This window comes from Phocaeicola dorei (genome assembly GCF_013009555.1).
Classification (GTDB): domain Bacteria; phylum Bacteroidota; class Bacteroidia; order Bacteroidales; family Bacteroidaceae; genus Phocaeicola; species Phocaeicola dorei.
Window position 1 is genome coordinate 491,997 of sequence record NZ_CP046176.1, and the last position, 26,576, is coordinate 518,572.

At 42.1% G+C, this 26,576-nt stretch carries 22 protein-coding genes and 2 pseudogenes; 16 read left to right on the forward strand and 8 right to left on the reverse strand.

The window, feature by feature from the left end:
• Positions 1-137 precede the first annotated feature (137 nt).
• Entirely contained in the window at positions 138-2,864 is a 2,727-nt protein-coding gene (locus GKD17_RS02055; RefSeq protein ID WP_007851133.1) for a hybrid sensor histidine kinase/response regulator transcription factor, read from the forward strand.
• 53 nt (positions 2,865-2,917) lie between these two features.
• Here GKD17_RS02055 and GKD17_RS02060 read toward each other — a convergent pair whose 3' ends face one another.
• Positions 2,918-3,346 carry a hypothetical protein gene (locus GKD17_RS02060; protein WP_007831379.1) on the reverse strand — a complete coding sequence of 143 codons (429 nt, stop codon included), beginning with the start codon at positions 3,344-3,346 and terminating at the stop codon, positions 2,918-2,920.
• A gap of 11 nt (positions 3,347-3,357) precedes the next feature.
• The gene (locus GKD17_RS02065) at positions 3,358-4,656 is read right to left on the reverse strand and encodes a phenylacetate--CoA ligase family protein (RefSeq protein WP_007831380.1); all 1,299 of its coding nucleotides are present in this window, start codon (positions 4,654-4,656) and stop codon (positions 3,358-3,360) included.
• Between the two features lie 113 nt (positions 4,657-4,769).
• Here GKD17_RS02065 and GKD17_RS02070 point away from each other — a divergent pair, with 113 nt between their 5' ends.
• Positions 4,770-5,411 carry a DUF3256 family protein gene (locus tag GKD17_RS02070; protein WP_007831381.1) on the forward strand — a complete coding sequence of 214 codons (642 nt, stop codon included), beginning with the start codon at positions 4,770-4,772 and terminating at the stop codon, positions 5,409-5,411.
• An 88-nt stretch (positions 5,412-5,499) separates the two neighbouring features.
• Here GKD17_RS02070 and GKD17_RS02075 read toward each other — a convergent pair whose 3' ends face one another.
• Positions 5,500-5,754, reverse strand: coding sequence for a type B 50S ribosomal protein L31 (locus GKD17_RS02075; RefSeq protein WP_007842212.1), 255 nt, complete (start codon positions 5,752-5,754; stop codon positions 5,500-5,502).
• Positions 5,755-6,080: 326 nt separating this feature from the next.
• On the opposite strand from GKD17_RS02075, the gene GKD17_RS02080 reads away from it, so the two are divergent.
• Positions 6,081-7,085 carry a class II fructose-bisphosphate aldolase gene (locus tag GKD17_RS02080; RefSeq protein ID WP_008656740.1) on the forward strand — a complete coding sequence of 335 codons (1,005 nt, stop codon included), beginning with the start codon at positions 6,081-6,083 and terminating at the stop codon, positions 7,083-7,085.
• A gap of 62 nt (positions 7,086-7,147) precedes the next feature.
• Here GKD17_RS02080 and GKD17_RS02085 read toward each other — a convergent pair.
• Positions 7,148-7,982: pseudogene (locus GKD17_RS02085) on the reverse strand (AraC family transcriptional regulator).
• Between the two features lie 147 nt (positions 7,983-8,129).
• On the opposite strand from GKD17_RS02085, the gene GKD17_RS02090 reads away from it, so the two are divergent.
• The 3 genes and pseudogenes from GKD17_RS02090 (at position 8,130) to GKD17_RS02100 (ending at position 13,839) form a co-directional block, all read left to right on the forward strand.
• Positions 8,130-9,245: an efflux RND transporter periplasmic adaptor subunit gene (locus GKD17_RS02090; RefSeq protein ID WP_048919107.1), complete on the forward strand. Its 1,116-nt coding sequence runs from the start codon at positions 8,130-8,132 to the stop codon at positions 9,243-9,245.
• Positions 9,246-9,252: 7 nt separating this feature from the next.
• Positions 9,253-12,469: pseudogene (locus tag GKD17_RS02095) on the forward strand (efflux RND transporter permease subunit).
• A complete protein-coding gene (locus GKD17_RS02100; protein WP_007831388.1) occupies positions 12,466-13,839 on the forward strand; it encodes a TolC family protein in 1,374 nt (457 codons plus the stop codon). The pseudogene GKD17_RS02095 and the gene GKD17_RS02100 overlap by 4 nt, the downstream one beginning before the upstream one ends.
• An 80-nt stretch (positions 13,840-13,919) precedes the next feature.
• Here the strand turns inward: GKD17_RS02100 and GKD17_RS02105 are convergent, their stop codons facing one another.
• Entirely contained in the window at positions 13,920-15,152 is a 1,233-nt protein-coding gene (locus GKD17_RS02105; protein WP_007831389.1) for a DUF4934 domain-containing protein, read from the reverse strand.
• An 80-nt stretch (positions 15,153-15,232) separates the two neighbouring features.
• A complete protein-coding gene (locus GKD17_RS02110) occupies positions 15,233-15,784 on the reverse strand; it encodes a DUF3332 domain-containing protein (RefSeq protein ID WP_007831390.1) in 552 nt (183 codons plus the stop codon).
• 173 nt (positions 15,785-15,957) lie between these two features.
• Here GKD17_RS02110 and GKD17_RS02115 point away from each other — a divergent pair, with 173 nt between their 5' ends.
• Complete coding sequence (locus GKD17_RS02115; RefSeq protein ID WP_007831393.1) at positions 15,958-17,346, forward strand: MFS transporter; 1,389 nt, start codon at positions 15,958-15,960, stop codon at positions 17,344-17,346.
• Between the two features lie 78 nt (positions 17,347-17,424).
• On the opposite strand, the gene GKD17_RS02120 is transcribed toward GKD17_RS02115, so the two are convergent.
• A complete protein-coding gene (locus GKD17_RS02120; RefSeq protein ID WP_007851113.1) occupies positions 17,425-18,474 on the reverse strand; it encodes a DUF4831 family protein in 1,050 nt (349 codons plus the stop codon).
• A 36-nt stretch (positions 18,475-18,510) separates the two neighbouring features.
• The gene (locus GKD17_RS02125; RefSeq protein WP_170272823.1) at positions 18,511-20,046 is read right to left on the reverse strand and encodes an NAD(P)H-hydrate dehydratase; all 1,536 of its coding nucleotides are present in this window, start codon (positions 20,044-20,046) and stop codon (positions 18,511-18,513) included.
• A gap of 119 nt (positions 20,047-20,165) precedes the next feature.
• Between GKD17_RS02125 and hpt the strand changes: the two genes are divergently transcribed.
• From hpt to GKD17_RS02170, 9 genes are all read left to right on the forward strand, one after another.
• The gene (gene hpt, locus GKD17_RS02130) at positions 20,166-20,702 is read left to right on the forward strand and encodes a hypoxanthine phosphoribosyltransferase (protein ID WP_007842222.1); all 537 of its coding nucleotides are present in this window, start codon (positions 20,166-20,168) and stop codon (positions 20,700-20,702) included.
• 40 nt (positions 20,703-20,742) lie between these two features.
• Complete coding sequence (locus tag GKD17_RS02135) at positions 20,743-21,312, forward strand: adenylate kinase (protein WP_007831404.1); 570 nt, start codon at positions 20,743-20,745, stop codon at positions 21,310-21,312.
• A 115-nt stretch (positions 21,313-21,427) separates the two neighbouring features.
• A complete protein-coding gene (gene obgE / locus GKD17_RS02140) occupies positions 21,428-22,612 on the forward strand; it encodes a GTPase ObgE (RefSeq protein WP_007842224.1) in 1,185 nt (394 codons plus the stop codon).
• On the forward strand, positions 22,609-23,391 hold the full coding sequence (pgeF, locus tag GKD17_RS02145) for a peptidoglycan editing factor PgeF (protein WP_007831406.1): 783 nt from the start codon (positions 22,609-22,611) through the stop codon (positions 23,389-23,391). Before obgE ends, pgeF begins: the two co-directional genes overlap by 4 nt.
• A gap of 39 nt (positions 23,392-23,430) precedes the next feature.
• Entirely contained in the window at positions 23,431-24,090 is a 660-nt protein-coding gene (locus tag GKD17_RS02150; RefSeq protein ID WP_032935416.1) for a B3/B4 domain-containing protein, read from the forward strand.
• A 9-nt stretch (positions 24,091-24,099) separates the two neighbouring features.
• Complete coding sequence (locus tag GKD17_RS02155; RefSeq protein WP_007831408.1) at positions 24,100-24,723, forward strand: M23 family metallopeptidase; 624 nt, start codon at positions 24,100-24,102, stop codon at positions 24,721-24,723.
• A 4-nt stretch (positions 24,724-24,727) separates the two neighbouring features.
• Entirely contained in the window at positions 24,728-24,919 is a 192-nt protein-coding gene (locus tag GKD17_RS02160; RefSeq protein ID WP_007831411.1) for a hypothetical protein, read from the forward strand.
• Between the two features lie 204 nt (positions 24,920-25,123).
• Positions 25,124-25,660 (forward strand): outer membrane beta-barrel protein, encoded by a 537-nt coding sequence (locus GKD17_RS02165; protein ID WP_007842229.1) that lies wholly within the window; start codon positions 25,124-25,126, stop codon positions 25,658-25,660.
• Positions 25,661-25,863: 203 nt separating this feature from the next.
• A complete protein-coding gene (locus GKD17_RS02170) occupies positions 25,864-26,469 on the forward strand; it encodes a porin family protein (RefSeq protein ID WP_007831415.1) in 606 nt (201 codons plus the stop codon).
• Positions 26,470-26,576 lie beyond the last annotated feature (107 nt).

The window sequence follows — 26,576 nt, forward strand, 5'->3', positions numbered from 1 at the left end:
TGAAGAAACTTTTCGAAGAAACAGGAATGGAGTCCTCGATGATTTTTCCAACGTGTGTGGTGCTCTTTTTCCAGCAGATGTTTGTTTCATTAGCGGTTACCTTTTATCTTTGTGTATCCATAAATATTTTGAGGAACATGAAAAACTATCTTTTATTGTCCATTTTATGCCTCGCCGGAATTCTGATGTCGTGCACTCAGAAGCATACGCGTTATCGCATCGGTGTTTCGCAATGCAGTGATGATGAGTGGCGGCACAAAATGAATAATGAAATAGTTCGTGAAGCTTTATTCTATGATGGGGTAGAGGTGGAGATACGTACGGCAAAAGACAATAACCGGAACCAGATAGCGGATATCAAATATTTTATTGATAAGAAAGTGGACCTGCTTATTGTCGCTCCAAACGAAGCGGCAGCCATTACTCCCGTTGTGGAGAAAGCCTATCGGCAGGGAATACCTGTGGTGGTGATTGACCGTAAGATTCTGTCGGACAAGTACACGGCTTTTGTGGGAGCCGATAATTATGAGATTGGAAAAGATGTGGGGCAATACATTCTCAACCGCCTGCATGGAAAAGGGAAAGTCTTGGAGATAACAGGGCTTGAAGGCTCCACGCCTGCTATGGAACGCCATAAGGGGTTGACGGATGTGCTGAAAGAAGAGCCCGGAATTGAAATAACTGCCAGCGTAGATGGAGCCTGGCTGCAAAGTGTGGCAGGTGAGAAAATGGACTCCGTGTTTCAAACTAATAAGAATATAGATTTGGTGTTTGCCCAGAATGACCGCATGGCTATCGGGGCCTATTTGTCCGCCCGTCAGCAACAGTTGGAAAAGGAAATGTTGTTTGTCGGCATTGATGCGCTGCCCGGTAAGGAATATGGAGTGGAACAGATCATAAACGGGGTGCTGGATGCTACATTTATTTATCCGACCGGAGGTGACAAGGTAGTACAGGTGGCGATGGATATTTTGGAGAAACGCCCGTATGAGAGAGATACTAAGTTATCAACAGCTTTGGTTGATAAAACGAATGCCCGGGTGATGCAATTGCAGACAGACCACATTACCGAACAGGATGGAAAGATAGAACGGCTGAATAATCAGGTGAACGAATATCTGTCCAGATACTCTGCCCAAACCATGTTTCTGTATGCCTGTCTGATTATTCTGTTATTGTTTGCTGCCTTATTGGCGATTATTGTCCGTGCCTATTGGACAAAGAACCGGATGAATATGGAACTGTCCCGTCAAAAGAAAAAATTGGAGGAACAACGTGACCAGCTGATTAGCCTTTCCAAACAATTGGAAGAGGCGACCCATGCCAAACTGGTTTTCTTTACGAATGTCTCTCATGATTTCCGTACTCCACTCACTTTGGTTGCCGATCCGGTGGAGCAACTATTGGAAGATAAGACATTGACTCCCAGACAACAATCCTTATTAAAGGTGGTGCATAAGAATGTACATATCCTGCTGAGGCTTGTCAACCAGATTCTTGATTTTCGTAAGTATGAAAATGATAAATTGGAATTGGTAAGAGCCAATATGAATCTACGGGTGCAGTTGCAGGAATGGAGTCATTCATTCCAAACTTTGGCTTTGAAAAAGCATATCCATTTTGTATTGGAGGTGAATGATGACCGGGCAGATTATCTGATGGCAGTGGATGCCGAGAAAATGGAACGTGTCTATTTCAACTTATTGTCCAATGCGTTTAAGTTCACACCGGAGAATGGAACCATTACGGTTACACTTTCTACTTTGACGAAGGAGGAAGGTGGGAGATATGCCCGTCTGGTAGTTGCTGACACTGGTTCGGGAATCTCTGTCCAACATATCCGGCATATCTTCGACCGCTTTTATCAGATTGATGTAAACCATGCGGGTTCGGGTATCGGCCTTGCCTTGGCAAAGGCTTTTGTCGAACTGCACGGTGGAGAGATAACGGTGGATAGTGTGGAAGGAAAAGGAACTGTATTTACAGTGGATATCCCTATGACAGTAGTGGAAGAGCCGTCTGCAGACCTCGTGCAGGAACCGCGCATTACACAACAGACGGTGGTGGAGGAGCTGGAGGATATGGAAACAGAAGAGCAGATTCCGGATGAGAATAAAGAATGTATCTTGATAATAGATGATAACGCGGATGTGCGTGACTATGTGAAGTCATTACTAAAAGAAGAATATACAGTGATAGAGGCTCCCGACGGGCGTGCCGGATTAAAGAAAGCCATGAAATATGTGCCCGATGCCATAATCTGTGATGTGATGATGCCGGTGATGGATGGATTGGAGTGTTGCAGAAAGTTGAAAACAGAATTGCAGACTTCCCATATTCCGGTGATGTTGCTCACCGCTTGTTCGTTGGATGAACAGCGGATACAGGGATTTGAGTGTGGGGCGGATTCTTATATCTCCAAACCCTTTAATTCCAAACTGTTGCTGGTACGTCTTCGTAATCTGATGGATAACCATAAGCGGTTGAAACAATTCTTCGGGGATAAGACTACTTTATCTAAAGAACCGGTAAGCGACGTGGATAAAGGCTTTGTTGACCGTTTCAGGGAACTGATAGAAGAAAACTTGGCGGATTCTGAATTAAGTGTGGAAGATTTAGGCAGTAAGATGGGATTAAGCAGAGTGCAGCTTTATCGTAAGATTAAGGCGCTTACCAATTATTCTCCCAATGAATTAGTACGTATTGCCAGATTAAAGAAAGCTGCTTCCTTGCTGGCCTCTTCAGAGAAAACCATATCCGAAATAACGTATGAGGTAGGTTTTACTTCTCCTTCTTATTTTACAAAGTGTTACAAGGATTATTTCGGGGAAAGTCCTACGGACTTCTTGAAACGCAGAGGATAAGAACTATATCCCCCGTAGGGAGTAATGCTTACGCTCTACGGGGGATGTATATTTTAAATCAGCGTTGATAAATCTTTCTCAGCTACGAAAGAGAGATTATTAAGAATAATCACTTCTCTTGCTCTGTCGGGATTATCTGTGCGGAAAATCAATATGCCTTTGTTCCCTAACAAGAAGGAATACAGATAAGTGATTCCTATTTTGGCTTCACTGAAAATGGTGATAGCGTCCGCTGCCCGTCCCGGCTGATTATCCAGTGTGATGGCGAACACATCAGAGAGCGCCACAGATATTCCGGCCTCTTTCTGTGTTTCGTATGCGCGTTTGGGTTCCGAGCAGATGATACGGTAAATGCCATATTCCACTGTATCGGCAATAGTGGAGGCAATCAGTTGTATGCCTGCTTCTTTTAATAAGTTCAATACCCTTTGTAGAGTCCCCGATTTATTTTCAATGAAGACGGATAATTGTTGTATAGTCATAAACTTATTTTTTAAAAGGTTTTACGTAAGTCTTTCACGCGGACAGCTTTGCCTTCTGGTTTAGGGAGTGTTCCTTTGGGTACCAGTTTCACACGTGGGGTAACTAATATTTCATCTTTCAATTGGCGAGTGATTTCACGGGTCAATGATTGCAGACGCCCGTAATCGTCAGTGAACAGTTGGCTTAATTCCACTTCTACGGTCATCTCATCATTTGATTCGGCAGTTTCAAGTGTAATCAGATAATCACTGCCCAATTCTTTGAATTGTAACAAAATTGTTTCAATCTGAATGGGGAAGATATTGACCCCTTTCAGGATAATCATATCGTCACTGCGTCCTTTCATTCTGTCCAGACGTTTGTGATGACGGCCACAAGGACATTCGCCCGGCAGAATACGGGTAAGGTCACGGGTGCGGTATCTCAGTAAAGGCATCGCTTCACGATTGATCGTGGTCAACACCAGCTCACCCACTTCCCCTTCGGGTACGGGTTCCAAAGTGTCGGGGTTGATTATTTCTACGATATAATAATCTTCCCATATATGCAGGCCGTTCTGTTCCTGACATTCAAAAGCCACACCGGGACCGCACATTTCGGACATGCCGAAAGAATTGTAAGCTTTTACGCCTAACATATCTTCGATGCGGCGGCGTTGTTCTTCAGAGTGAGGTTCTGCTCCGATAATCAATGTCTTCAGTTTGGTATCACGGCGAGGGTCAATCCCCATTTCCTGCATTACCTCATACATACGGGCTGCATAGCTGGGAATGGCATGCAGGGCAGTGGTTCCGAAATCTGAGATAAACTTTAACTGGCGCTTGGTGTTTCCGGCAGCGGCAGGTACGGTTAACATTCCCAGCCTTTCGGCACCATATTGAAAACCTAGTCCGCCAGTGAACATGCCATAACCGGAAGAGTTTTGGAAAACATCACCTGGACGCAATCCTACCATATAAAGACAACGGGCGACTGCATTGGCCCATTCGTCAAGGTCTTTCTGAGTATGGAGAATGACAGTGGGGTTTCCGGTGGTTCCACTGGATGAGTGAAGGCGGACGGTTTTTTCCAAAGGTACGGATGCCAGTCCGAAGGGATAGGTATCACGTAAATCTTGTTTGGTAGTAAACGGAATTTTTTGTAAATCATCCAGTGAACGGATATCTTCCGGGCTCAGATGACTCTCGGCAAATCGTTGTTTATAGAAAGGGGAATTCATGCAATGACGGACAGTCTTTTGCAAGCGTTCCAATTGCAATTTCTCTATTTCCGGCCGTGTCAGAGTTTCTAACTCTTTGTGTAAATACATAGCATTTTCTGTTTAGTTGGTTATTAGTCCGACAAAAATAGAAAAAAATATAATGCGGTTGGGAATAAGCTGACAAAATATGTATCTTTGGGGGATTTTAATTTAAAAATGTGATGAAAAAGACTTTATTTATAATAGGTATGTTGTTGTGCGTGTTTTCGTTGCACGCTCAGGATATGAAAACTCTCTTTATCGCTATGCCTGATTCGATAGCTCCTTTATTGACAAAGGTAAATCGCGAGGATTGTGTGGATTTTCTGGCAAGTAATATGAAGGCGGAGGTCAAGAACCGTTTTGGAAAGGTGTCCGAGCTGAAAAAGTTGACTGACGATTATTTGTTTCTGCAGACCACGGGAAGTAGTTCTATGGAAATGAAACTGTTGCCCTTGAATGATTCCGTAAAGGTGATTTGTGTGATCAATACAGTTTGTGGTCCGGTTTGTGATAGTGAAATTCGTTTTTATAGTACACGGTGGGAGCAACTGGCGGAAAGTGATTTTATCCGGCTTCCTTCTGTCGAGGCTTTTTATCTGCCGGTAGATACGCTGACTGATGAGGCTTATGTTGCGATTAGAGAGAAAGCAGATATGGAACTGGTGAAAGCTACTTTGTCTGAGGACAAGTCAATCATCTCTTTTACTTATACTACTCCGGAATATCTGGCAAAGACAGAAAGAGAAAAATTGGCAGTGTATATCAAGAAAGAGCCGGTGATATATGAATGGAAAGAAGGAAAGTTTAGTGCATTCCCCTAAAGGGAGTGCAATGTGTTTCAATATAAAAAGGCTGCAACTCAATGAGTTTGCAGCCTTTTTATATTGAAACTTATGTGTAAGTTACAATTTACTTTTTCATACGGTTACCGTAGCGGCTCATGAACTTATCAACACGACCTGCTGTATCCACCAATTTAGATTTACCAGTGTAGAACGGGTGTGATGTATTAGAAATTTCCAGTTTTACCAACGGATAAGTTTCACCTTCGAATTCGATGGTTTCTTTTGTGCTACAAGTTGAACGTGACAAAAATACATCGCCGTTTGACATATCTTTAAATACAACCGGACGATAGTTTTCAGGATGAAGACCTTTTTTCATTTCAGTATATTCTTTTATTGTTATTATTTTACTTATTTGGTAAACAAATTGGGTGTAATGGTCCATTTTGGACCGCAAAGATACGGCTTTTCTTTGAAATAGAAAAAACTTCGGGCTATTTTTTCTTCTAAACCCCTTATTTTCTTCTTTTATAGTATTGTAAGGTAGACATTACAATGTAATTAGTTTATGCGTTCAAGCGAAGAAAATAGTTAATAAAATCATTTTTTATGAGATATTTTTGGTGTGAACTTGCCATAGTTAGCGCATTTATGATTACTTTTGCAGTGGAATTTAATTCACTAACAATTATAAATATTAGAACAATGGTTAATTACAAAGATTTAGGTCTGGTAAACACTAGAGATATGTTTGCTAAGGCTATCAAAGGTGGATATGCAATTCCTGCATTCAACTTCAACAATATGGAACAGATGCAGGCTATCATCAAAGCTGCAGTAGAAACAAAATCTCCGGTTATTTTGCAGGTTTCAAAAGGTGCTCGTCAGTATGCTAACGCTACTTTGTTGCGTTACATGGCTCAGGGTGCTGTAGAATATGCAAAAGAATTAGGTTGTGCAAAACCTGAAATCGTTCTTCATCTGGACCACGGAGATACTTTCGAAACTTGCAAGAGCTGTATCGACTCAGGTTTCTCTTCTGTAATGATCGACGGTTCTCATCTGCCTTATGAAGAAAACGTAGCTTTGACAAAGAAGGTGGTTGACTACGCTCATCAGTTTGATGTAACTGTAGAAGGTGAATTGGGTGTATTGGCCGGTGTGGAAGATGAAGTTTCTTCTGATCATCATACTTATACTGACCCTGAAGAAGTAATTGATTTTGCAACTCGTACAGGTTGCGACTCATTGGCTATCTCTATCGGTACTTCTCACGGTGCATACAAATTTACTCCGGAACAGTGTCACATTGATCCTGCTACAGGTCGTATGGTTCCTCCTCCTTTGGCATTCGAAGTATTGGATGCTGTAATGGAAAAACTTCCGGGATTCCCCATCGTTCTTCATGGTTCTTCATCAGTTCCTCAGGAAGAAGTTGAGACAATCAACAAGTATGGTGGTGCATTGAAGGCTGCTATCGGTATCCCTGAAGAAGAATTGCGAAAGGCTGCCAAGTCTGCTGTTTGCAAAATCAACATTGACTCAGACTCTCGTCTGGCTATGACTGCTGCTGTTCGCAAAGTATTTGCTGAAAAACCAGCTGAATTTGACCCTCGTAAGTACTTAGGTCCGGCTCGTGACAATATGGAAAAACTGTACAAGCACAAAATTATTAACGTGCTGGGTTCAGACAATAAATTGGCTGAATAATTAATTCACCCTATATAAACAGGAAAAAGCTGCTTTCAATAAAGAAAGCAGCTTTTTTTGTTTTAAGACTGGTTTCGGTATTGAAGAGGGGATTTGCCTGTATGTTTCTTGAAATAGCGGCCAAAAAAAAGATTGGTCAGGGAAAGATAATCGGTTGGAGATCTCTTGAATACTTAGGGACGTGGATTGTAATAATGCTTTAATCTCAAGAATTACATGTCGGTCAATAATGCTTTTGGCTGTGTTGCCGGATACGTTTTGTACGATTGTGGAAAGGTAACGGGGAGTGATGAACAGTTCGGCTGCATAAAAAGATACTTCACGTTGGGTGGTACAATGTTTATGAATCAATTGGATGAAACGTTTGAATATCTCTTCCTGACGATTTATTCCTTCGGTCTTTTTTTGCAGGAACAGGTGTTGGGTCTTGTCATAGAAGTCCAGAATGAAGTTTTGAATGAAATTTTTGAAGATCTGAATGCGGAAACTATTATCCCTGTCTTCATAAAGATCTTTCATGACCAAGCTGAGCCCGATGAATGGTTTTACACGTTCTTCAGGGATGACAATGCATGGATGCTCTTTTAGAAAGTGAAAGAAGGAGGGATCCAGACGTGAGGTGATCTCCCAGAAAAGGGTGTCGGAAAAAACAATATAGGAAACGGTAAAATCATGGCTGGCGCAGGTACAATTGAAGATACTGCCGGGGAGAAGCAGAAGTTGGGTGTTCTCCGTCACTTCGTACGCCTGCAAATCAATTTCTATGTGGGCTTTTCCGCTACGGCAATGAAAAATAGATGCGTCTGCTAACTTCATAATCTGATTGGAGCATATATCTATACTTTCTTCTATTCCGGTGATAAACGGTTCATTCTCTGGTAAACTCAATATTTCCATGTTTATTCTTGTTTTGATGCAAAATTAACTATTATTTTTGTTATAATAGGAAATATGTTCTGAATTTGAACAATGGTGACTAATAATTGAATGTGTCGGCTTGAGAAATTCCATCTACCTTTGCGTCCGAAATTAAAAGATTGGAATATGATGACATTGAACAGAAAATGGATGCGACTAATAGTATTAGTTGGTTGTGCTGCTTTGACAGCGTCGTGTAAACAGGCGCCTGTTGCACAAATGGAGGCGGAATATGCGGTATTGAAAGTATCGCCGTCGGATAAAGTTTTGTCTACTACTTATTCGGCTACGATCCGCGGACGTCAGGATATTGATATTTATCCGCAAGTTTCCGGTTTCCTAACACAACTTTGTGTGGAGGAAGGACAGGCAGTACGTAAAGGACAAATCTTATTTATTATTGATCAAGTACCTTATAAGGCGGCATTGGAAACTGCTGTGGCTAATGTGGAATCGGCGAAAGCCGGATTGGCAACAGCACAGTTGACATACGATAGCAAGAAAGAATTGTTTGCAAAGAAAGTAGTTTCTGAATTTGATTTGAAGACGGCAGAAAATTCATGGCTTACTGCCAAGGCCCAGTTGGCCCAGGCGAAAGCGCAGGAGGTGAGTGCTCGCAATAATCTTTCGTATACAGAAGTGAAAAGTCCTGCGGATGGAGTGATTGGTACATTGCCTTATCGGGTAGGTGCATTGGTTAGTGCCAGTTTGCCACAACCGTTGACTACGGTTTCTGATAATTCGGATATGTATGTTTATTTTTCGATGACTGAAAATCAATTGTTGGCTCTGACCCGTCAATATGGTTCCAAAGCAGAAGCGTTGAAAAATATGCCGGAAGTGGAACTGCAATTGAATGACAAGTCTATGTATGGCGAAAAGGGGCGTATTGAAACCATCAGTGGGGTGGTAGACCGTAATACGGGTACCGCGAGTCTGCGTGCCGTATTCCCGAATAAGAATGGGTTGCTGTATAGCGGAACATCGGGAAATGTGATCCTTCCGGTTACGATGAAAGGAAGTTTGGTTATTCCTCAGGCTACAACTTTTGAAATTCAGGATATTACATATGTATATAAAGTCGTGGACGGCAAGGCACAATCAGCTCCTGTTAGTGTGACCCGTGTAAATGGAGGACAGGAATATATCGTGAACGATGGATTGAAAGAGGGAGATATCATTGTTGCAGAAGGCGTAGGCTTGCTGCGTGAAGGTACTCCGGTTAAAGTAAAACAAAACTAAGAAGAAAATGAATTTAAGAACCTTTATAGAACGCCCCATCCTGTCGGCTGTTATTTCTATTTCGATAGTAGTAGTGGGGATTATCGGGTTGTTCACTTTGCCCGTCGAGCAATACCCGGATATAGCTCCGCCTACCATTCAGGTAAGCACTTCTTATTTCGGTGCCAGTGCGGAAACTCTTCAGAAGAGTGTTATCGCTCCGTTGGAGGAAGCGATTAACGGTGTGGAAAATATGACTTATATGACTTCTACCGCTTCAAATGCCGGAGTTGTAGATATTACTGTGTATTTTAAACAAGGAACAGATCCTGATATGGCGGCTGTTAATGTGCAAAATCGTGTATCCAAGGCGACCGGACAGCTTCCTGCCGAAGTGACTCAGGTGGGTGTGACTACCTCAAAGCGGCAGACCAGTATTTTGCAGATGTTCTCACTATATAGTCCGGATGATTCGTATGATGAGAAATTCTTGTCCAACTATATCAGTATTAATTTGAAACCTGCAATTCTTCGTATCCAGGGTGTGGGTGATATGATGATTATGGGTGGTGACTATAGTATGCGTATCTGGATGAAGCCTGACGTGATGGCCCAGTATAAATTGATTCCATCGGATGTGACACAAGTGTTGGCTGAACAGAATATTGAATCGGCTACCGGCTCATTCGGCGAAAACTCTGATGAAACTTATCAATATACAATGAAGTACAAAGGTCGTTTGATTACTCCGGAAGAGTTTGGGGAAATTGTGATCCGGTCTTCGGATAATGGCGAAGTGTTGAAGCTGAAAGAAATTGCCGATATAGAGATGGGCGAGGAAAGCTATGCCTATCACGGGGCTATGAATGGTCATCCTGGTATTTCCTGTATGATTTTTCAGACGGCAGGATCTAATGCAACAGAAGTAAATAATAATATTGATGCCTTTTTGGAAGAAGCAAAGAAAGATCTGCCCAAAGGGGTGGAGATGGTTCAGGTAATGAGCTCCAATGACTTTTTGTATGCATCTATTCATGAGGTGATAAAGACCTTGTTTGAGGCCATTTTTTTTGGTAATCTTAATTGTATATGTATTCTTGCAGGATATTCGTTCTACTATTATTCCATTGGTGGGGATCATTGTATCCTTGATTGGTACATTTGCTTTTATGTCCATAGCAGGATTCAGTATCAACCTGATTACCCTGTTTGCTTTGGTGTTGGTGATCGGTACGGTGGTGGATGATGCTATCGTTGTCGTCGAGGCGGTGCAGGCGCGTTTTGATGTGGGGTATCGTTCTTCTTATATGGCTAGTATTGATGCGATGAAGGGGATTAGTAATGCGGTCATTTCTTCCTCGTTGGTATTTATGGCTGTGTTTATTCCGGTTTCGTTTATGAGTGGAACTTCCGGTACTTTCTATACTCAGTTTGGTTTGACTATGGCGGTTGCCGTAGGTATCTCTGCCGTCAATGCACTGACTTTGAGTCCGGCGCTGTGTGCTTTGTTCTTGAAACCGTATATCAATGAGGATGGGACAGAAAAAAATAATTTTGCAGCACGTTTCCGTAAAGCGTTCAATGCTGCTTTCGATGCAATGATTGAAAGATATAAGAAAGGGGTATTGTTCTTTATTAAACGCAAATGGATGGTATGGACACTTCTTGTGGCCTCGGTAGTACTATTGGCTTTCTTAATGAATACAACTAAAACCAGTTTGGTGCCTGATGAAGACCAGGGGGTTGTATTTGTGAATGTCAGCACGGCGGCAGGTAGTTCATTAAAAACGACTAATGACGTAATGATGCGTATTGAAAAGCGCATGATGGATATTCCTCAGGTGCTGCATGTGCAGCGTGTGGCAGGTTATGGTCTGCTAGCCGGACAGGGTAATTCTTTTGGTATGTTGATTCTGAAGCTGAAACCTTGGGATGAGCGTGAAGGAAAGGAAAATGATGTTCAGGCTGTAATCGGACAAGTGTATGGTCGTACGGCGGATATCAAGGATGCCAGTATATTTGCTATTTCTCCGGGTATGATTCCGGGGTATGGTATGGGTAATGCGTTGGAACTCCATATGCAGGATAAACAAGGTGGTGATGTGGGCACTTTCTTCAATACCACTCAACAATATCTGGGTGCTCTGAACCAACGTCCCGAGATCGCGATGGCATACTCTACTTTTGATATCCGTTATCCGCAATGGACGGTAGAAGTGGATGCGTCCAAATGTAAGCGTGCCGGTATCACTCCGGATGCTGTGCTAAGCACATTGTCTGGCTATTATGGTGGGCAGTATGTCTCAAATTTTAATCGTTTTTCTAAAGTGTATAAGGTTATGATTCAGGCAGATCCGAAATATCGTGTGGATGAAAGCTCATTGAATAATATCTTTGTGCGTATGTCTAATGGCGAGATGGCTCCTCTCAGCCAGTTTGTGACATTGACCCGCAGTTATGGGGCAGAATCGTTGAGCCGTTTTAATATGTTCAACTCTATTGCTGTAAATGCAATGCCTGCCGAAGGGTATAGTACCGGTGATGCTATCCGTGCCGTTCAGGAAACTGCCGTACAGGCACTTCCCAAAGGTTTTGGGTACGATTTTGGTGGTATTACTCGTGAAGAGACCGACCAAGGAGGTACTACCATTATCATCTTTGCTATCTGTTTCTTGATGATTTACCTGATTTTAAGTGCACTTTATGAAAGTTTCCTCATTCCGTTTGCAGTGTTGTTGTCTGTTCCGTTTGGGTTGATGGGTAGCTTCCTGTTTGCAAAGATGATGGGACTGGAGAACAATATTTATTTGCAGACTGGTTTGATTATGTTGATTGGTTTGCTTGCTAAGACTGCCATTTTGTTGACCGAGTACGCCGCCGAGCGTCGTAAGGCAGGTATGAGTCTGACTTCCGCCGCACTTTCTGCCGCCAAAGCCCGTTTGCGTCCTATCTTGATGACGGCTGGAACAATGATTTTCGGTCTGTTCCCGTTGATGGTTGCCAGTGGAGTAGGTGCTAATGGAAACAGTTCACTGGGAACAGGTACTGTGGGTGGTATGGTGATCGGTACGCTGGCGTTGCTGTTTATTGTACCTTCTTTGTTTATCGTATTCCAATATTTACAGGAAAAGGTACGTCCTATTCAGTTTCAGCCGGCGGCCGATTGGCAGATTCAAGAGGAATGTGTAGAAGCAAAAGAAGAAAGACAACACCACATTGAAAGCAAAAACGAAGAGAAAAAATGAAAAAACAGATCATCACTCTGACTGTCGCAGCACTCACACTGAGTAGCTGCGGCATATATACCAAATATAAACCTGCAACCGAAGTGCCCGATAATTTGTATGGGGAAGAGGTGGCGGTTGCTGATACCGTGGATAATATCGGCAATCTGAGCTGGCAGGAGATTTTTACTGATCCGCGGCTTCAGGAATTGATAGAGCAAGGCTTGCGGAACAATACGGATTTGCAGTCAGCACAATGGCGTGTGAAGGAGGCGGAAGCTGCTATGCTGTCAGCCAAATTGGCTTATCTGCCTTCTTTCGCTCTGTCACCTCAGGGGACAGCAAGTAGTTTTGACAAAGGAAAAGCTGCACAAACTTATACTTTACCAGTCGCGGCAAGTTGGGAAATTGATATTTTCGGCCGTATCCGTAATGCGAAACGCCAGGCGAAAGCATTGCTGGAACAGAGCCGTGACTATAAACAGGCTGTCCGGACACAGCTGATAGCCGGTATAGCTAATACTTACTATACCTTGCTGATGCTGGACAATCAGCTGGCCATCTCTGTCCGGACTGAAAAGTCTTGGAAAGAAACCGTAGATGCGACCCGTGCTCTGATGGAAGCCGGATTGGCAAATGAAGCTGCCGTTTCACAAATGGAAGCTACATACTATACTATATGTACTTCAGTTCTTGATCTGAAAGAACAAATTAACCAGGTAGAAAACAGTTTGTCGTTGTTGTTGGCTGAACCTCCTCATGCTATTAAGAGGACGGGCACATGGGACAGCTCTTACATGTTGAAGGAACATTTCCCGGTAGGCATCCCTGTGCAAATGCTTGCCAACCGTCCCGATGTACGCAGTGCGGAGCGTTCGTTGGAAGCAGCTTTCTATGCCACAAATCAGGCTCGTTCCGCCTTTTATCCTTCTATTGTTTTAAGTGGAAGTGCGGGATGGACTAATTCTGCAGGAAGTATGATTGTCAATCCGGGCAAGTTCATTGCAACGGCGGTAGCTTCGTTAACCCAGCCACTTTTTAATAAAGGTGCGAACATAGCACAGCTAAAGATAGCTAAAGCTCAGCAAGAAGAAGCAAAACTGAGTTTTCAACAGGCTTTGTTGAATGCAGGAAGTGAAGTGAACGAGGCTTTGGTGAAATATCAGACGGCCCGTGATAAATCAGCTTATTATGATAAACAAATAAATTCATTAAATAAAGCTTTGGAAAGTACCTCTTTGCTGATGCAACATGGGAATACAACTTATCTGGAAGTTTTGACGGCTCAGCAGACTCTGCTTAATGCGGAGTTAACTCAGGTTGCTAACCGTTTTACTGAAATGCAAGGCGTAATCAATCTCTATCAGGCATTGGGTGGAGGTCGTGACTAATTTAGCATACTGTTATCTTCAACGTGTTGAAGAAAGAGAACGCTGCTCTCCGTGAGGAAAGCAGCGTTCTTTTATGGTTGTCAAGGTCCTACTATAACACAAACCGGATTAGATTCTTCATTGATTTCCTGTAAAAAGCTTAGCTTTCCTTCTTGGACAATTCCCGGATTTTTATCCATCCATTCGTCTATTTTCCCTATCTCCAATAAAGCGGCATACTCTCCTTCTTCTGTACAAGTGATGGGATAGAAAGGCATGAAATGCGTCAGGTCATCTGTCAGCCCCACAGTGGCATCATTCATATAAGTAATATGTTTTTCTTTGTCGTAAATACCGTAGAACGGTTTTTTCTTATCGTATAATCCTTGTAGAGATATAAAGAAGAGATGTTTGGGAGTTTCCAGAATACTGGTTATAACGATGTATTTGTCTGTATCTTCTTTTTGTCCCATTTTCTCAGCTGGGAAATGCCATTGTCTGGTATGGAAGGTGGTATGGACAGTAGCTTCGTGTCCTTTGATGTCATAGATTGTGTCATTGAACGCTTTTCTGAAACGTATGCTGCCGTTACTCAGCCAAAGTGAAGGCTGGTCTATAGGAAGAACGGTCATTGTTCCATTCTGGTAATTTATATATATTAATCCTCCTATGTTAGCGTTGCCGGGTAATTGCTTGAATACGTTGATGCTGGATATCTGATCCATGCCCATAGGGTTACCTGGATTGGCAAATTCCGGCAATGAGTCTTTTATTTCTCCCTGTTCGTTGAAGTAAAGTAACGCACTTGCTTGCGGTTGTCCTATTCCTTCTCCATAATGAGCAAGAATAAGGGAGTCGGAAAAAGTGAAGTAAAGGGATGGGGAAATCTTTTGTGGCAGGTTTACTTGCCCTAGATAATTACCTTTTGTGTCGTATTTTACCAACTTGTCGGGTTGGCGATAAAAGTAGAGATTGTTGGTATGGGGGTGAATAAAGCAGCTGGCATTGCTGTATCCTTTTGGATCTTCCCCTTTGTGCCCGATGCTGCCAAGATATTTTCCGGTTTGTTTGTCGAATGACAGGCATCGTCCGTTGGTAGAGACAAAGATACGGCCTTTAGATAGTTTGATGGAATAAGAGTTGCCAATCAGGGATGAGTCTGTTGTTTCTAAAGGGATATAACGGATCTGTTTTCCCAATTGGGAGATCTTTAATTCTGTGAGGTGTTCCAGACTTGCGGCAATGTCAATTGCATTCGGGGCATTTGCCTTGTTTTGGGGGGCACAGGAGCCTAATAATAGGAGCAGGCCGCCTAGCATGATTTGCTTCTTCATAGTAGTATTGTTTTATGAAAGAAAAGAAGTTGTTTGCATGGACAACTTCTTTTCTTTGTGTTTAAATGATGTTGTGTTTGTTATCTTGCTGCAAAAAACAAAGAGTTTCCTATAGCTATTCTTGCGGTAGCAATACCTTGTGCATCAGGAGTGACAGTCATGGAGGTTCCGTTTTGCAGGCTCAAAGTAGCTGTCCCGTCTTCGTTCATTTTCACAAGTTCGAAGCTCTGTTCGCCAGAAACAGCGTTCCATGTATTGTTTTCTTTGTTGTAGACCAAATCTACAGATTTGTCTTCTCCTTTTTTGGTAATGGTATAACCGTTTTCGTTGGTTTTAACCAAGTATTCGCCATTTTCTCCTTGCACTGTTTTTACTTCACCGATAGAAGCTGTAGGGTTAGAACCGCTCCAGAATTCGATGGAATTTAAAACCAATACATCCGCCAGATAAGCAATTTCATAAACAGGGACAATATGGAAAGCGAGAAAGATAAGTTCGTTGACAAACTTGTTGCTTACTCCCTGATTCCAGTCTTTCAAACTATTCCATAATCCGAAAGAACCGATGCATGATGAAAATAAGACGCTGCCACTCAACGTGGCGCAAACAAGAAATGTTTTGCTTTTTTTCATGATCAATAAAGTTAAGTTTATAAAAAGTAATTTTATGACGATTTCCTACAATAAAACGATTTAATCGTCACGCAAAGATAGAACTTTTTTATGGAAAGAGGCTTCTCTACCTAAAAAACTGTATCTTTGTAAGCTGAACATGAAAAACTATTAATCAAAAATCTTATAAAAGAATGAAAGAACAAATTCAAAAAAAGCTCAATGACTCCAAGGCTCTTCGGTGGAGTGTGTTGGCGCTGGTGGCCTTCACCATGCTATGCGGTTATTTTTTGACCGATGTAATGTCCCCCTTAAAACCGATGCTTGAAAAGGAGCTGCTGTGGGATAGTCTGGATTATGGTATTTTTACCAGTGCATACGGTTGGTTCAATGTTTTTGCCTTTATGCTTATTATCGGTGGTATCATTCTGGATAAGATGGGAGTGCGTTTTACTGGGATGGGAGCATGCCTTTTGATGGTGTTGGGCTGTGGATTAAAATATTATGCTATTTCTACTACATTTGCTGAGGGAAGCACTTTGCTTGGAATGAAAACCCAGGTAGGAATGGCTGCGTTGGGATATGCTATATTTGGTGTCGGTGTAGAGATTGCAGGTATCACGGTCTCAAAAATTATTGTGAAGTGGTTCAAAGGAAAAGAAATGGCTTTGTCCATGGGCATGGAGATGGCGACAGCTCGTTTAGGCACTATGCTGGCTTTGGCTGTTACGGTTCCTATCGCTACTTTCTTTGGAATTACTGATGATGAGGGTGTGTTCCATCCTAATATCCCTGCTCCATTGTTGCTGTGCCTTACTATGCTTTGTATTGGTACGATAGCATTTTTTATTTATACTTTCTATGACAAGAAATTGGATGCTTCTTTAGAAGAGGAAGGGGCGGAACCTGAAGAGCCTTTCCGTATGAAAGATATTTGGTTGATTGTAACCAATAAAGGATTTTGGCTGATTGCGTTGCTGTGTGTGTTGTTTTATTCTGCCGTATTCCCTTTCTTGAAATATGCCACAGACCTGATGGTGCAGAAATATAATGTAGATCCGGAATTGGCAGGTACTATTCCTAGTCTGTTACCATTGGGAACTTTGTTCCTTACTCCGCTTTTCGGTAATGTGTATGATCGGATAGGCAAGGGAGCTACGCTGATGATCATCGGTTCTGTGCTGTTGATTTTTGTTCATACAATGTTTGCGTTACCTATCTTGAATGTATGGTGGTTTGCTACTATCATTATGATTATATTGGGGATTGGCTTTTCTTTGGTGCCATCGGCTATGTGGCCCTCTGTTCCTAAGATTATTCCGGAAAAGCAGTTGGGTACAGCTTACGCTTTGATCTTCTGGGTACAAAACTGGGGGTTGATGGGTGTGCCTGCCTTGATTGGTTTTGTCTTGAATGAGTATTGCAAAGGACCGGTAGTAGATGGGATGCAGACTTATGATTATACACTTCCCATGTGGATATTTGCAGGCTTTGGTGTGGCTGCGTTGTTCTTTGCTTTGTGGCTGAAAGGTGAGAATAAGAAAAAGGGGTATGGATTGGAGGAACCAAATATCAAAAAATAATTGATTGTCTTTTAGTGAAAATGAGGGTATCCATGCACTGGATACCCTCATTTTGCTATATAGGGGTGAGATGAAGTTTTAGTCTTTATCAATCTTCACAATTCCTCCGGTATTAGGATTAAAGATCACTCGTGTGTTTACTTTTTTATTAAAAAGGTTATCTACCAGACATTCCGTTGTTCCAAATTGTGTAACAGGTAGTTCTCCGTCAAAATAACGTTTGTTTGGAGTGAATACGGTAACCTGAGCTTTTCCCGGAATATTATAAATAACACCATCCATTTTCTTTTTTTCTTTGCCTTTCGGATCCACTGGTGGCAGTGTTTCTTGGTTGATGATGGAGATATAATAAGGTTCACCGGATAAATTATCGGCATCCAGCATCCCTAGTTTCTTTGAGAAACGGAAAGCGACTTTTTCTTTCATGCCTGCTTCTGGCTTTATGCGGATGGTAAACGATTTTTCTGTGCGGTCTGTTGTGCCGGCAAACATTTGCATCATGGCTTGTTCCTGTTCATCCAGATTGTCCAGCATGAGTTTTAAAGCAGCTCCGTCTTTGGGCATATAATCTGCTTGCCCGCGGGTTAGGCTGTTTTTGCTTTCTCGTATATTGTAGATTTCTTTCGCCACCAATTCAGCCATTTTAGCGGTAGAACCGGCTATCAGAATCTCTTCGGTCATAAAACTGCGTGGGTCAATACGTTTTTTGGCCGTATCGGCAACCTTTGTTACAGGTGCTTTTTCTATAGGAGAGGTGGTGTTGATAGCCTTTATGATTCCTTCAGGAGTCAATTCTACTTGTGAGGCGGCACTTTTGTCTTTCAGTTTTACAGCGTATGCATTGTCCGGATCAGGAATGCCTATGGAATTTACCTTGATACTGTTTATTTCCCAATGTTCTTCCGGTTGGGATGATATGCCTGTCAGGCGCAGATAGCGGTCGGCGTATTGGCAGAATTCTCCGGGAGTGTAGACAACTTTGGTTGCGATGACTTGCAATTCTATTTCGGTCTTAGGCAAATAATAAACCACTCCTTCTCCCATGGTTCCGGGAGTATATGTACTGACATCTTGTGCGGTGCCGCTCAATGAAACCAGCAACCCTGCTGCGATTAATCCTTTTTTCATATTTCTATATTCTATCATATATGTAAGCAAATATAGCTATTCTTTTGTAAATCTGCCTTTTGTTTCTGTTAATTTCTTCCATGCTGCGGGTAATGCGTCAATAAGATCACTTGAGGTGGTCCCTATTTCTCCTTTTTCTTCCGCCGCAATGTCTCCTGCCAGACCATGTACGTAGACCCCCAGGCGGCATGCGTCTTCTTGAGTATATCCTTGTGCCAATAAGGCTGCCAGAATACCGGTCAGCACATCACCGCTGCCGGCAGTTGCCATACCTGGATTCCCGGTGGGATTGAAATAACAATTTCCTTCGGGGGTGACAACTGTGCTCCATGATCCCTTTATAATGATATAACTTTGCAGATAGGCAGCCAGTTCTTTAGTCTTTGTCAGCCGTTCGTAAGTATCCATGCATTTACCAATCAGTCGTTCCAGTTCTTTTAGATGGGGGGTGAGAATACAACGCTTCGGCATCCGGCTGAGCCAGTTGCGGTGAGTGCCGAAAATATTAATGGCATCCGCATCCAATACTAAAGGTACCGGACAACCTTGTATTTGTTCCATCATGGCTAACGCTGTATCTTCTTCTTGTCCCAATCCCGGACCGATGGCTATGGCTTGATAACGGTCTGTATCTACGGGTTCGACAAAATAATGGTCGTGTATGTCTGTCTGTACAATGGCTTCGGGGACAGTGGTCTGAAGTAAATCATGGTTGTGGATAGGTACATGGACAGTCAGTAATCCCACTCCCGAACGCAGGCAGGCACGGGCAGATAAAATGGATGCTCCTGCCATGCCATAAGATCCTGCGATGAGCAGTGCATGTCCGAAAGCTCCCTTGTGGGCAAATCGTTTCCGCGGTTTGATGAGGCTGCGAATTTCTTCTTCCTCTGTGATATAGTAGGGACTTTGTGCTGTATCAATAAAGTCTTTTTTCAGTTGGATGTCCAATAGTTGCCATTCGCCTACAATGTCTTCGTTTTCGGGGAAAAGAAAGGATAGCTTAGGTAACTGAATGCTGAGAGTGACATCCGCACGTATCATGTTTTGGCGGATGTTATAAGTGTTGTCCTCACACATTAATCCTGAAGGTACATCAATGGCTACTACCTGTGCCTTGGATGCATTAATATATTTCACTACGGCAGCAAATCCGCCGTTCAGTGGTTTATTGAGTCCGGAACCGAATAATCCGTCTACTACCAGATGCTTTTCTGTCAAGACTGGGGGATCAAATTGTGTGCTTACTTCGGTAAAGTAGACCGAGCCGCATTCTTTTAACCGTTCAAGATTAGTCTGACATTCTTCCGACAGTTTTCCTTTGGTGTTAAACAGAAAGACTTCTACGTGATAGTTTTGTTTAGACAACATACGGGCTACGGCAAGCGCATCGCCCCCATTATTTCCCGGTCCGGCGAATACTGCAATATGGAAAGAAGTATCCCATCGGTGGGTAATGGCACGAGTCAGCTCTTCGGCTGCCCGTTCCATCAAATCAATGGAGGCAACCGGTTCTTTGGCAATCGTGTACTTGTCCAGCTCTTTTAGTTGGGTGCTCGAAATAATTTTCATGACAATCTCTTTTGTTTGAACGTACAAAGATAACACTATTTACAAAAAGAGGTTATGTGAATACTTCGATACTTGGAATAAAAATGTTATTTTTGCAGCAATTTAATAAAATAGCGGTTATGGATACCATTCAAATCAAAGATAAACGTTTCACTCCTTTCATTCCTGAAGAACGGATCTTAAAAGAAGTGGCACGGGTAGCGAGTGAGATTAATCGGGATTTAGAAGGAACTAATCCCTTGTTTTTAAGTGTATTGAACGGCGCGTTCATGTTTGCTGCCGACTTGATGCGTAACCTTACCATTCCTAGTGAAATTTCTTTCGTGAAACTGGCCTCTTATGCAGGAACTTCTTCTACCGGAAAGGTAAAAGAGTTAGTAGGTTTGAATGATAATATTGAGGGTCGTACAGTGGTGATTGTGGAAGATATAGTGGATACCGGGGTGACAATGAAGCACTTGTTGGAAACATTACAAGCTGGAAAACCGAAAGAAATCCGTATTGCTACCTTGTTATTGAAACCTGATAAATTGGAGGTGGAACTGGATATACATTATGTGGCCATGCGTATTCCCAATGATTTTATTGTGGGGTATGGTTTGGATTATGATGGTTTGGGACGTAACTATCGGGATATTTACACCGTAATGGAATGAAATTTGTACAACTAAATATAAAAATAAAGGATAAAACAAGATGTTGAACATTGTAATTTTTGGAGCTCCGGGTTCTGGTAAGGGTACTCAGAGTGAACGTATTGTAGAGAAGTTCGGTATTAATCACATTTCAACAGGGGATGTGCTTCGTGCTGAGATTAAGAAGGGTACAGAATTGGGAAAGACAGCCAAAGGATATATTGATCAGGGCCAGTTGTTGCCTGATGAATTGATTATTGATATTCTGGCAAGCACGCTGGATAGTTTCAAGGAAAGCAAAGGGGTTATTTTTGATGGGTTCCCCAGAACCATCGCCCAGGCAGAAGCGTTGAAGAAAATGCTGGCCGAACGTGGACAGGAAGTATCTGTTATGTTGGATTTGGATGTACCCGAAGAAGAACTGATGACCCGCCTGATTAAGCGTGGACAGGAATCGGGACGTGCTGATGATAACGAAGAAACAATAAAGAAGCGTTTGGTTGTTTATCACTCGCAGACGGCTCCGCTGATTGACTGGTACAAGAACGAAGGTAAATATCAGCATATTCACGGCTTGGGTACGATGGATGCTATTTTTGCCGACATTGTTGCTACTGTCGAAAAATTATAATAATGTGCTAATGTGCTGATGTAGCAGTCCACCAAAGTGTCAGTCAGCATAATGATACATGGAGTACAGTTTCATTGGCACATTAGTAAGTTGGAAAATTAGTAAATTATTAATTATGGCTGAATCGAATTTTGTTGATTATGTGAAGATATATTGCCGCTCGGGTAAGGGCGGGCGAGGCTCTGCGCATATGCGTCGTGAGAAGTATGTACCCAATGGTGGTCCTGACGGTGGTGATGGCGGTAGAGGAGGTCATGTTATTTTGCGGGGAAACCGTAATTATTGGACATTGCTTCATCTGAAGTATGACCGCCACGTGTTTGCCACACACGGTGGCAATGGCTCAAAGAATAAAAGCTTTGGTAAAGATGGTGAAGACAAAGTTATTGAAGTACCTTGTGGTACAGTGGTTTATAATGCTGAAACAGGTGAATATATCTGTGATATCACCGAACACGGACAAGAAATAACTCTGTTGAAGGGAGGACGTGGGGGATTGGGAAACTGGCACTTCCGTACAGCAACCCGCCAGGCGCCACGTTTTGCACAACCGGGAGAACCCATGCAGGAACTGATGGTTATTTTAGAATTAAAACTGTTGGCTGATGTAGGTTTGGTAGGTTTTCCTAATGCAGGGAAATCCACTTTATTGTCTACTGTATCGGCGGCACGTCCTAAAATAGCCAATTATCCGTTTACTACGCTGGAGCCGAATTTGGGCATCGTGTCCTATCGTGAAGGAAAATCCTTTGTCATGGCGGATATTCCCGGAATTATTGAAGGGGCCAGTGAGGGAAAAGGACTGGGACTTCGTTTCCTGCGCCATATAGAACGCAACTCTTTGTTACTCTTTATGGTACCGGGTGATACAGATGATATCCGTAAGGAATATGAAATCCTGCTGAATGAGTTGGCTACCTTCAACCCGGAAATGTTGGATAAACAACGTGTGCTTGCCATTACCAAAAGTGACATGTTGGATGAAGAACTGATTGCCATGTTGGAACCGACATTGCCGGATAATGTTCCGCATATCTTTATCTCATCGGTGACTGGTCTGGGGATACAGCAGCTGAAGGATATTTTATGGACAGAATTGAATAAAGACAGCAATAAGTTGGAAGGTGTCCGTACGGAAACAATTGTTCATCGCGCCAAAGATGTTGCCAAACTGCAGGAAGAGTTGAAAGACATGGGTGAGGATGAGGACTTTGAATATAAATATGAAGAAGATGCCGATGATGACTTCGATTATGAATATGAAGATGAGGATTGGGACGAAGAAGAGGAAAAGAAATGAAATGGCTGACATCAGATAATAAAATGTTGGGATATGAGCTGATGAAGGCATATCCCAACATTTCTTGTTTTTCTACCACCCGTCACGGAGGTTGTAGTAAGGGGAACTACACCTCGTTCAATTGTAACGGATATTGCGGGGACGAGGCAGAAGATGTGAACCGCAACCGGGAATTGCTGCGTAGCTTGCTGCCCGGGGAATCGGTAGAACTCGTGATTCCGCACCAGACCCATAGTGACCATGTGAAAGTTGTGGATACTATTCATGTAAATACTGAATTGGAAGGAGTGGATGCATTGGTAACAGACATTCCCGGTTATTGCTTGTGTGTATCTACGGCCGACTGTGTTCCTGTTTTGTTATACGATACTCGAAAGAAGGTAGTGGCTGCCATTCATGCCGGATGGCGTGGTACGGTGGCCCGGATTGTAGAGAAGACAGTTTCGGTCATGAGCGATCAATACGGTTCGCAAGGGAAGGATCTCATTGCTTGCATCGGTCCCAGTATTTCATTGGAGGCTTTTGAAGTAGGGGATGAAGTTTATCAAGCTTTTTATGAGGCGGGGTTTGATATGAATCAGATAGCCCGTAAAGAAGCAAAATGGCATATTGATTTGTGGAAAGCCAACCGTCAGCAGCTGTTGACATACGGTGTGAAACCTGAACATATTGAGGTATCCGGCATTTGTACGTATCATAATAACGATGATTTCTTTTCGGCTCGCCGGCAAGGAATTCGGTCGGGAAGGATATTATCGGGCATTCTTTTAGGTGTCTGAGGAACACACTCATTGGAATAACGCAGTATAAAAATGAATATGGAAATAAAAGTATCGAAAGAAATAAAGAAAGCCTGTCCGCAGTTTGCCGGTATAGCCATCCGTGCTACGGTAAAAAACACTGCTTATAGCGAATCTTTGTGGAAAAAGATAGACGAGTTCACTGTACGCTATCGTGAAATGTACACTACGGATTCCATTAAGGATATGGTTACGATTCATGCCACTCGGGAGGCTTATAAGAAATGTGGAAAAGACCCTAGCCGTTATCGTCCTTCGGGGGAAGCGCTTTGCCGTAGAATCCTGCGTGGAATTCCCTTGTATCAGATAGATACTTTGGTAGATCTGATTAACTTGGTATCTATTCGTTACGGATATTCCATCGGCGGCTTTGATGCGGATAAAATACAAGGAGATACATTGGTGCTGGGTATCGGTAAATCCGGAGAACCTTATGAAGGGATAGGACGTGGAGAGTTGAATATAGAAGGAATGCCTGTTTACAGAGATGCTATGGGCGGAATCGGTACACCAACCAGTGATAATGAGCGTACTAAACTGGAGGCGGGAACTACGCATCTGCTGACCATTATTAATGGATATAGTGGCAAGGAAGGTTTGCAGGAAGCGGCAGATTATATGTTGGAGCTCTTGAAAGAGTTTGCAGCGTCCAAGGATGAAGAATTAATTTATTTTTAAAATAAGATAATGAAAAGCACACAATTACTATTTTTATTGTTCATAAGTGTGGTAGCATGGGCTGGGGGACCGGCTAAGAGTAATTTTACCGCGATGGAAGTGAACCATATCAGAGTCAATACCCCCGGGCTCTTTAATGAGCGCAAAAGTTTCTCCATTCATCTGGATAGTATAAAAGAGAATGAATATTGTTTTCCTCTTCCCGGTGGTAAAGTGATTTCTGCATACGGAGCTCGCCGGGGGCACAGTGGAACGGATATAAAGACTAAGGCCAATGATACTATCCGCTGTGCATTTGATGGAATAGTACGTATGGCAAAAACATACGCTGCTTATGGAAATGTAGTTGTTGTGCGTCATGATAATGGATTGGAAAGTATTTATAGTCATAATTCCCGGAACTTGGTAAAATCCGGAGATATCGTGAAGGCCGGTGATGCAGTAGGGCTGACAGGCAGAACCGGACGTGCCACTACCGAACACCTTCATTTGGAATTCCGGATAGATGGACAACATTTTAATCCGAATCTGATTTTTGATATGAAAGGTCGTACTTTGCGCAAAACGGAAATTGTTTGTGCCAAAACCGGCAATAGAGTGATAGTAAAACAGAATTTAACGCCTAAAAAATGAGACGATGGATATAGAAAAAGCAATCACTGAAGGAATTGTATTCAAAGGTGGTAAATCTCCTAATGGTAAACAAGAAGATAAAGTGAAGACCAAGGCTAAAAAGAAAAGTTATATAACAGGGTTGCATGGGTCGGGAGCTGCCAAGATGAAAGCTGAGTTTCGTAAAAAACGTGCTAACAGACATAAGAATAAATAGGAATGTAGATTGAATTTAATATTCAGTATTTTATTAATAATTAACTAATTATCCTCTCTTTTGTTTTGGAATTATTCGTTCTTGTGTAAAATATGTTGCAAAATATAAAATAAACAGTACCTTTACAATGCAAAACACAAAGAAGGCAAACCTCTTCAGCGTGAATCAATAGGTAAAAAGTTTAATTTAAAAATGACAAAAGAGATGAAAAAGATTGTATTGTCTGTTATTGTAGCATTGATTGCTATTACTGCAAATGCGCAGGTGTATGTAGGTGGAACATTTGGAGTAGGTTCTGATAAAGTGGAAACAGAAGGAACAGAAGTAAGGAATACTACTTTCAAGATTCTGCCGGAAGTCGGTTATGAACTAAGTGAAGATTGGTCTGTCGGTACAGTAGTCGGTTATGAATATAATAAAAGCGGTGATGTGAAAACTAATACTTTCACTATTGTTCCTTATGCACGTTATTTCTTTTTGAGTAGTAATGTGGTCCGGTTATTTGCCGATGGCGGATTTGGCTTTTCTACTTCAAAAACGAAGGGAAATGACGCTTTGAATTCGTGGAATATTGGTATTAAACCGGGTATTGCCATCAAATTGTCTGATCATTTTTGTCTGGTTGCCAAGTATGGTTTCCTTGGATATTCCAAAAAAGAGAATCATGGATATGAGAGTGAAAATGTTGGTATAGATTTTGATACGGATGAGTTAAACTTTGGCTTTCATTATATATTCTAATCATATATAAGTGTATCTGATAATCAGGAATCATATAACTATATAATAGTTTGGTGAGCGGAATTTTTCATTCCATGAAAGATTCCGCTTATTTTCTTTACACATTAGGACTGGTTTCCAAAATAAAGCTTATATTTGTGAATGTAACGACGGTACAAACGAATTGGGAACTGAAATTTATTATTAACTAAAAACAAACAGTCATGAAAAAACTAGCCTTTTTTATTTTATTGTCATTGGTTACACTAGGTGTTTCTGCACAATCAAATCTGAAGTGGAATGTGAATGCGGGTATTGGTATGTCAAACTGGTATGGTGATGATACGGATGGTACAGATGCTAAATTTGCTTATAAAGTGGGTATAGGTTTGGAAGTACCTTTTGCTAATACTAATGTATGGTCTTTCCAGACAGGTTTGAATTTTATTTCTAAAGGTGTGAAAGGTAATGGAGTAACTGATGCTTGGGACGTGGTTGATGTGACAATCAACCAGCTTTATCTGGAACTGCCTTTGATGGTTGGTGCTCGGATACATACAGCCAGTAATTTTGACCTTCTTTTCAAAGGTGGTCCGTATTTGGCTTACGGAGTTGGCGGAAAAACTAAAATAGATGGTGTATCCGAGAAAGCTGATACTTTCGGTGATGATGGTTTAAAAAGATTTGATGCCGGTTTGGGTTTAGGAGTTGCTTTTGAATTTGGCAAAATAGTCGTAGGTGTTGAAACTGGCACAAGTTTTACTAAAGTAGCTAGTGGTGCTAGTGCTTATAATCTTTCTGCATTGGCCACTATCGGTTATAAATTCTGACCACAGATATAATCTTATAAATATATAAAGAACGGCTGTTTCTCTTTTAGAAAGAAGCAGCCATTTTTTTTAGATGAAACGTGGTTTATAAAATAAAAGCTATATTT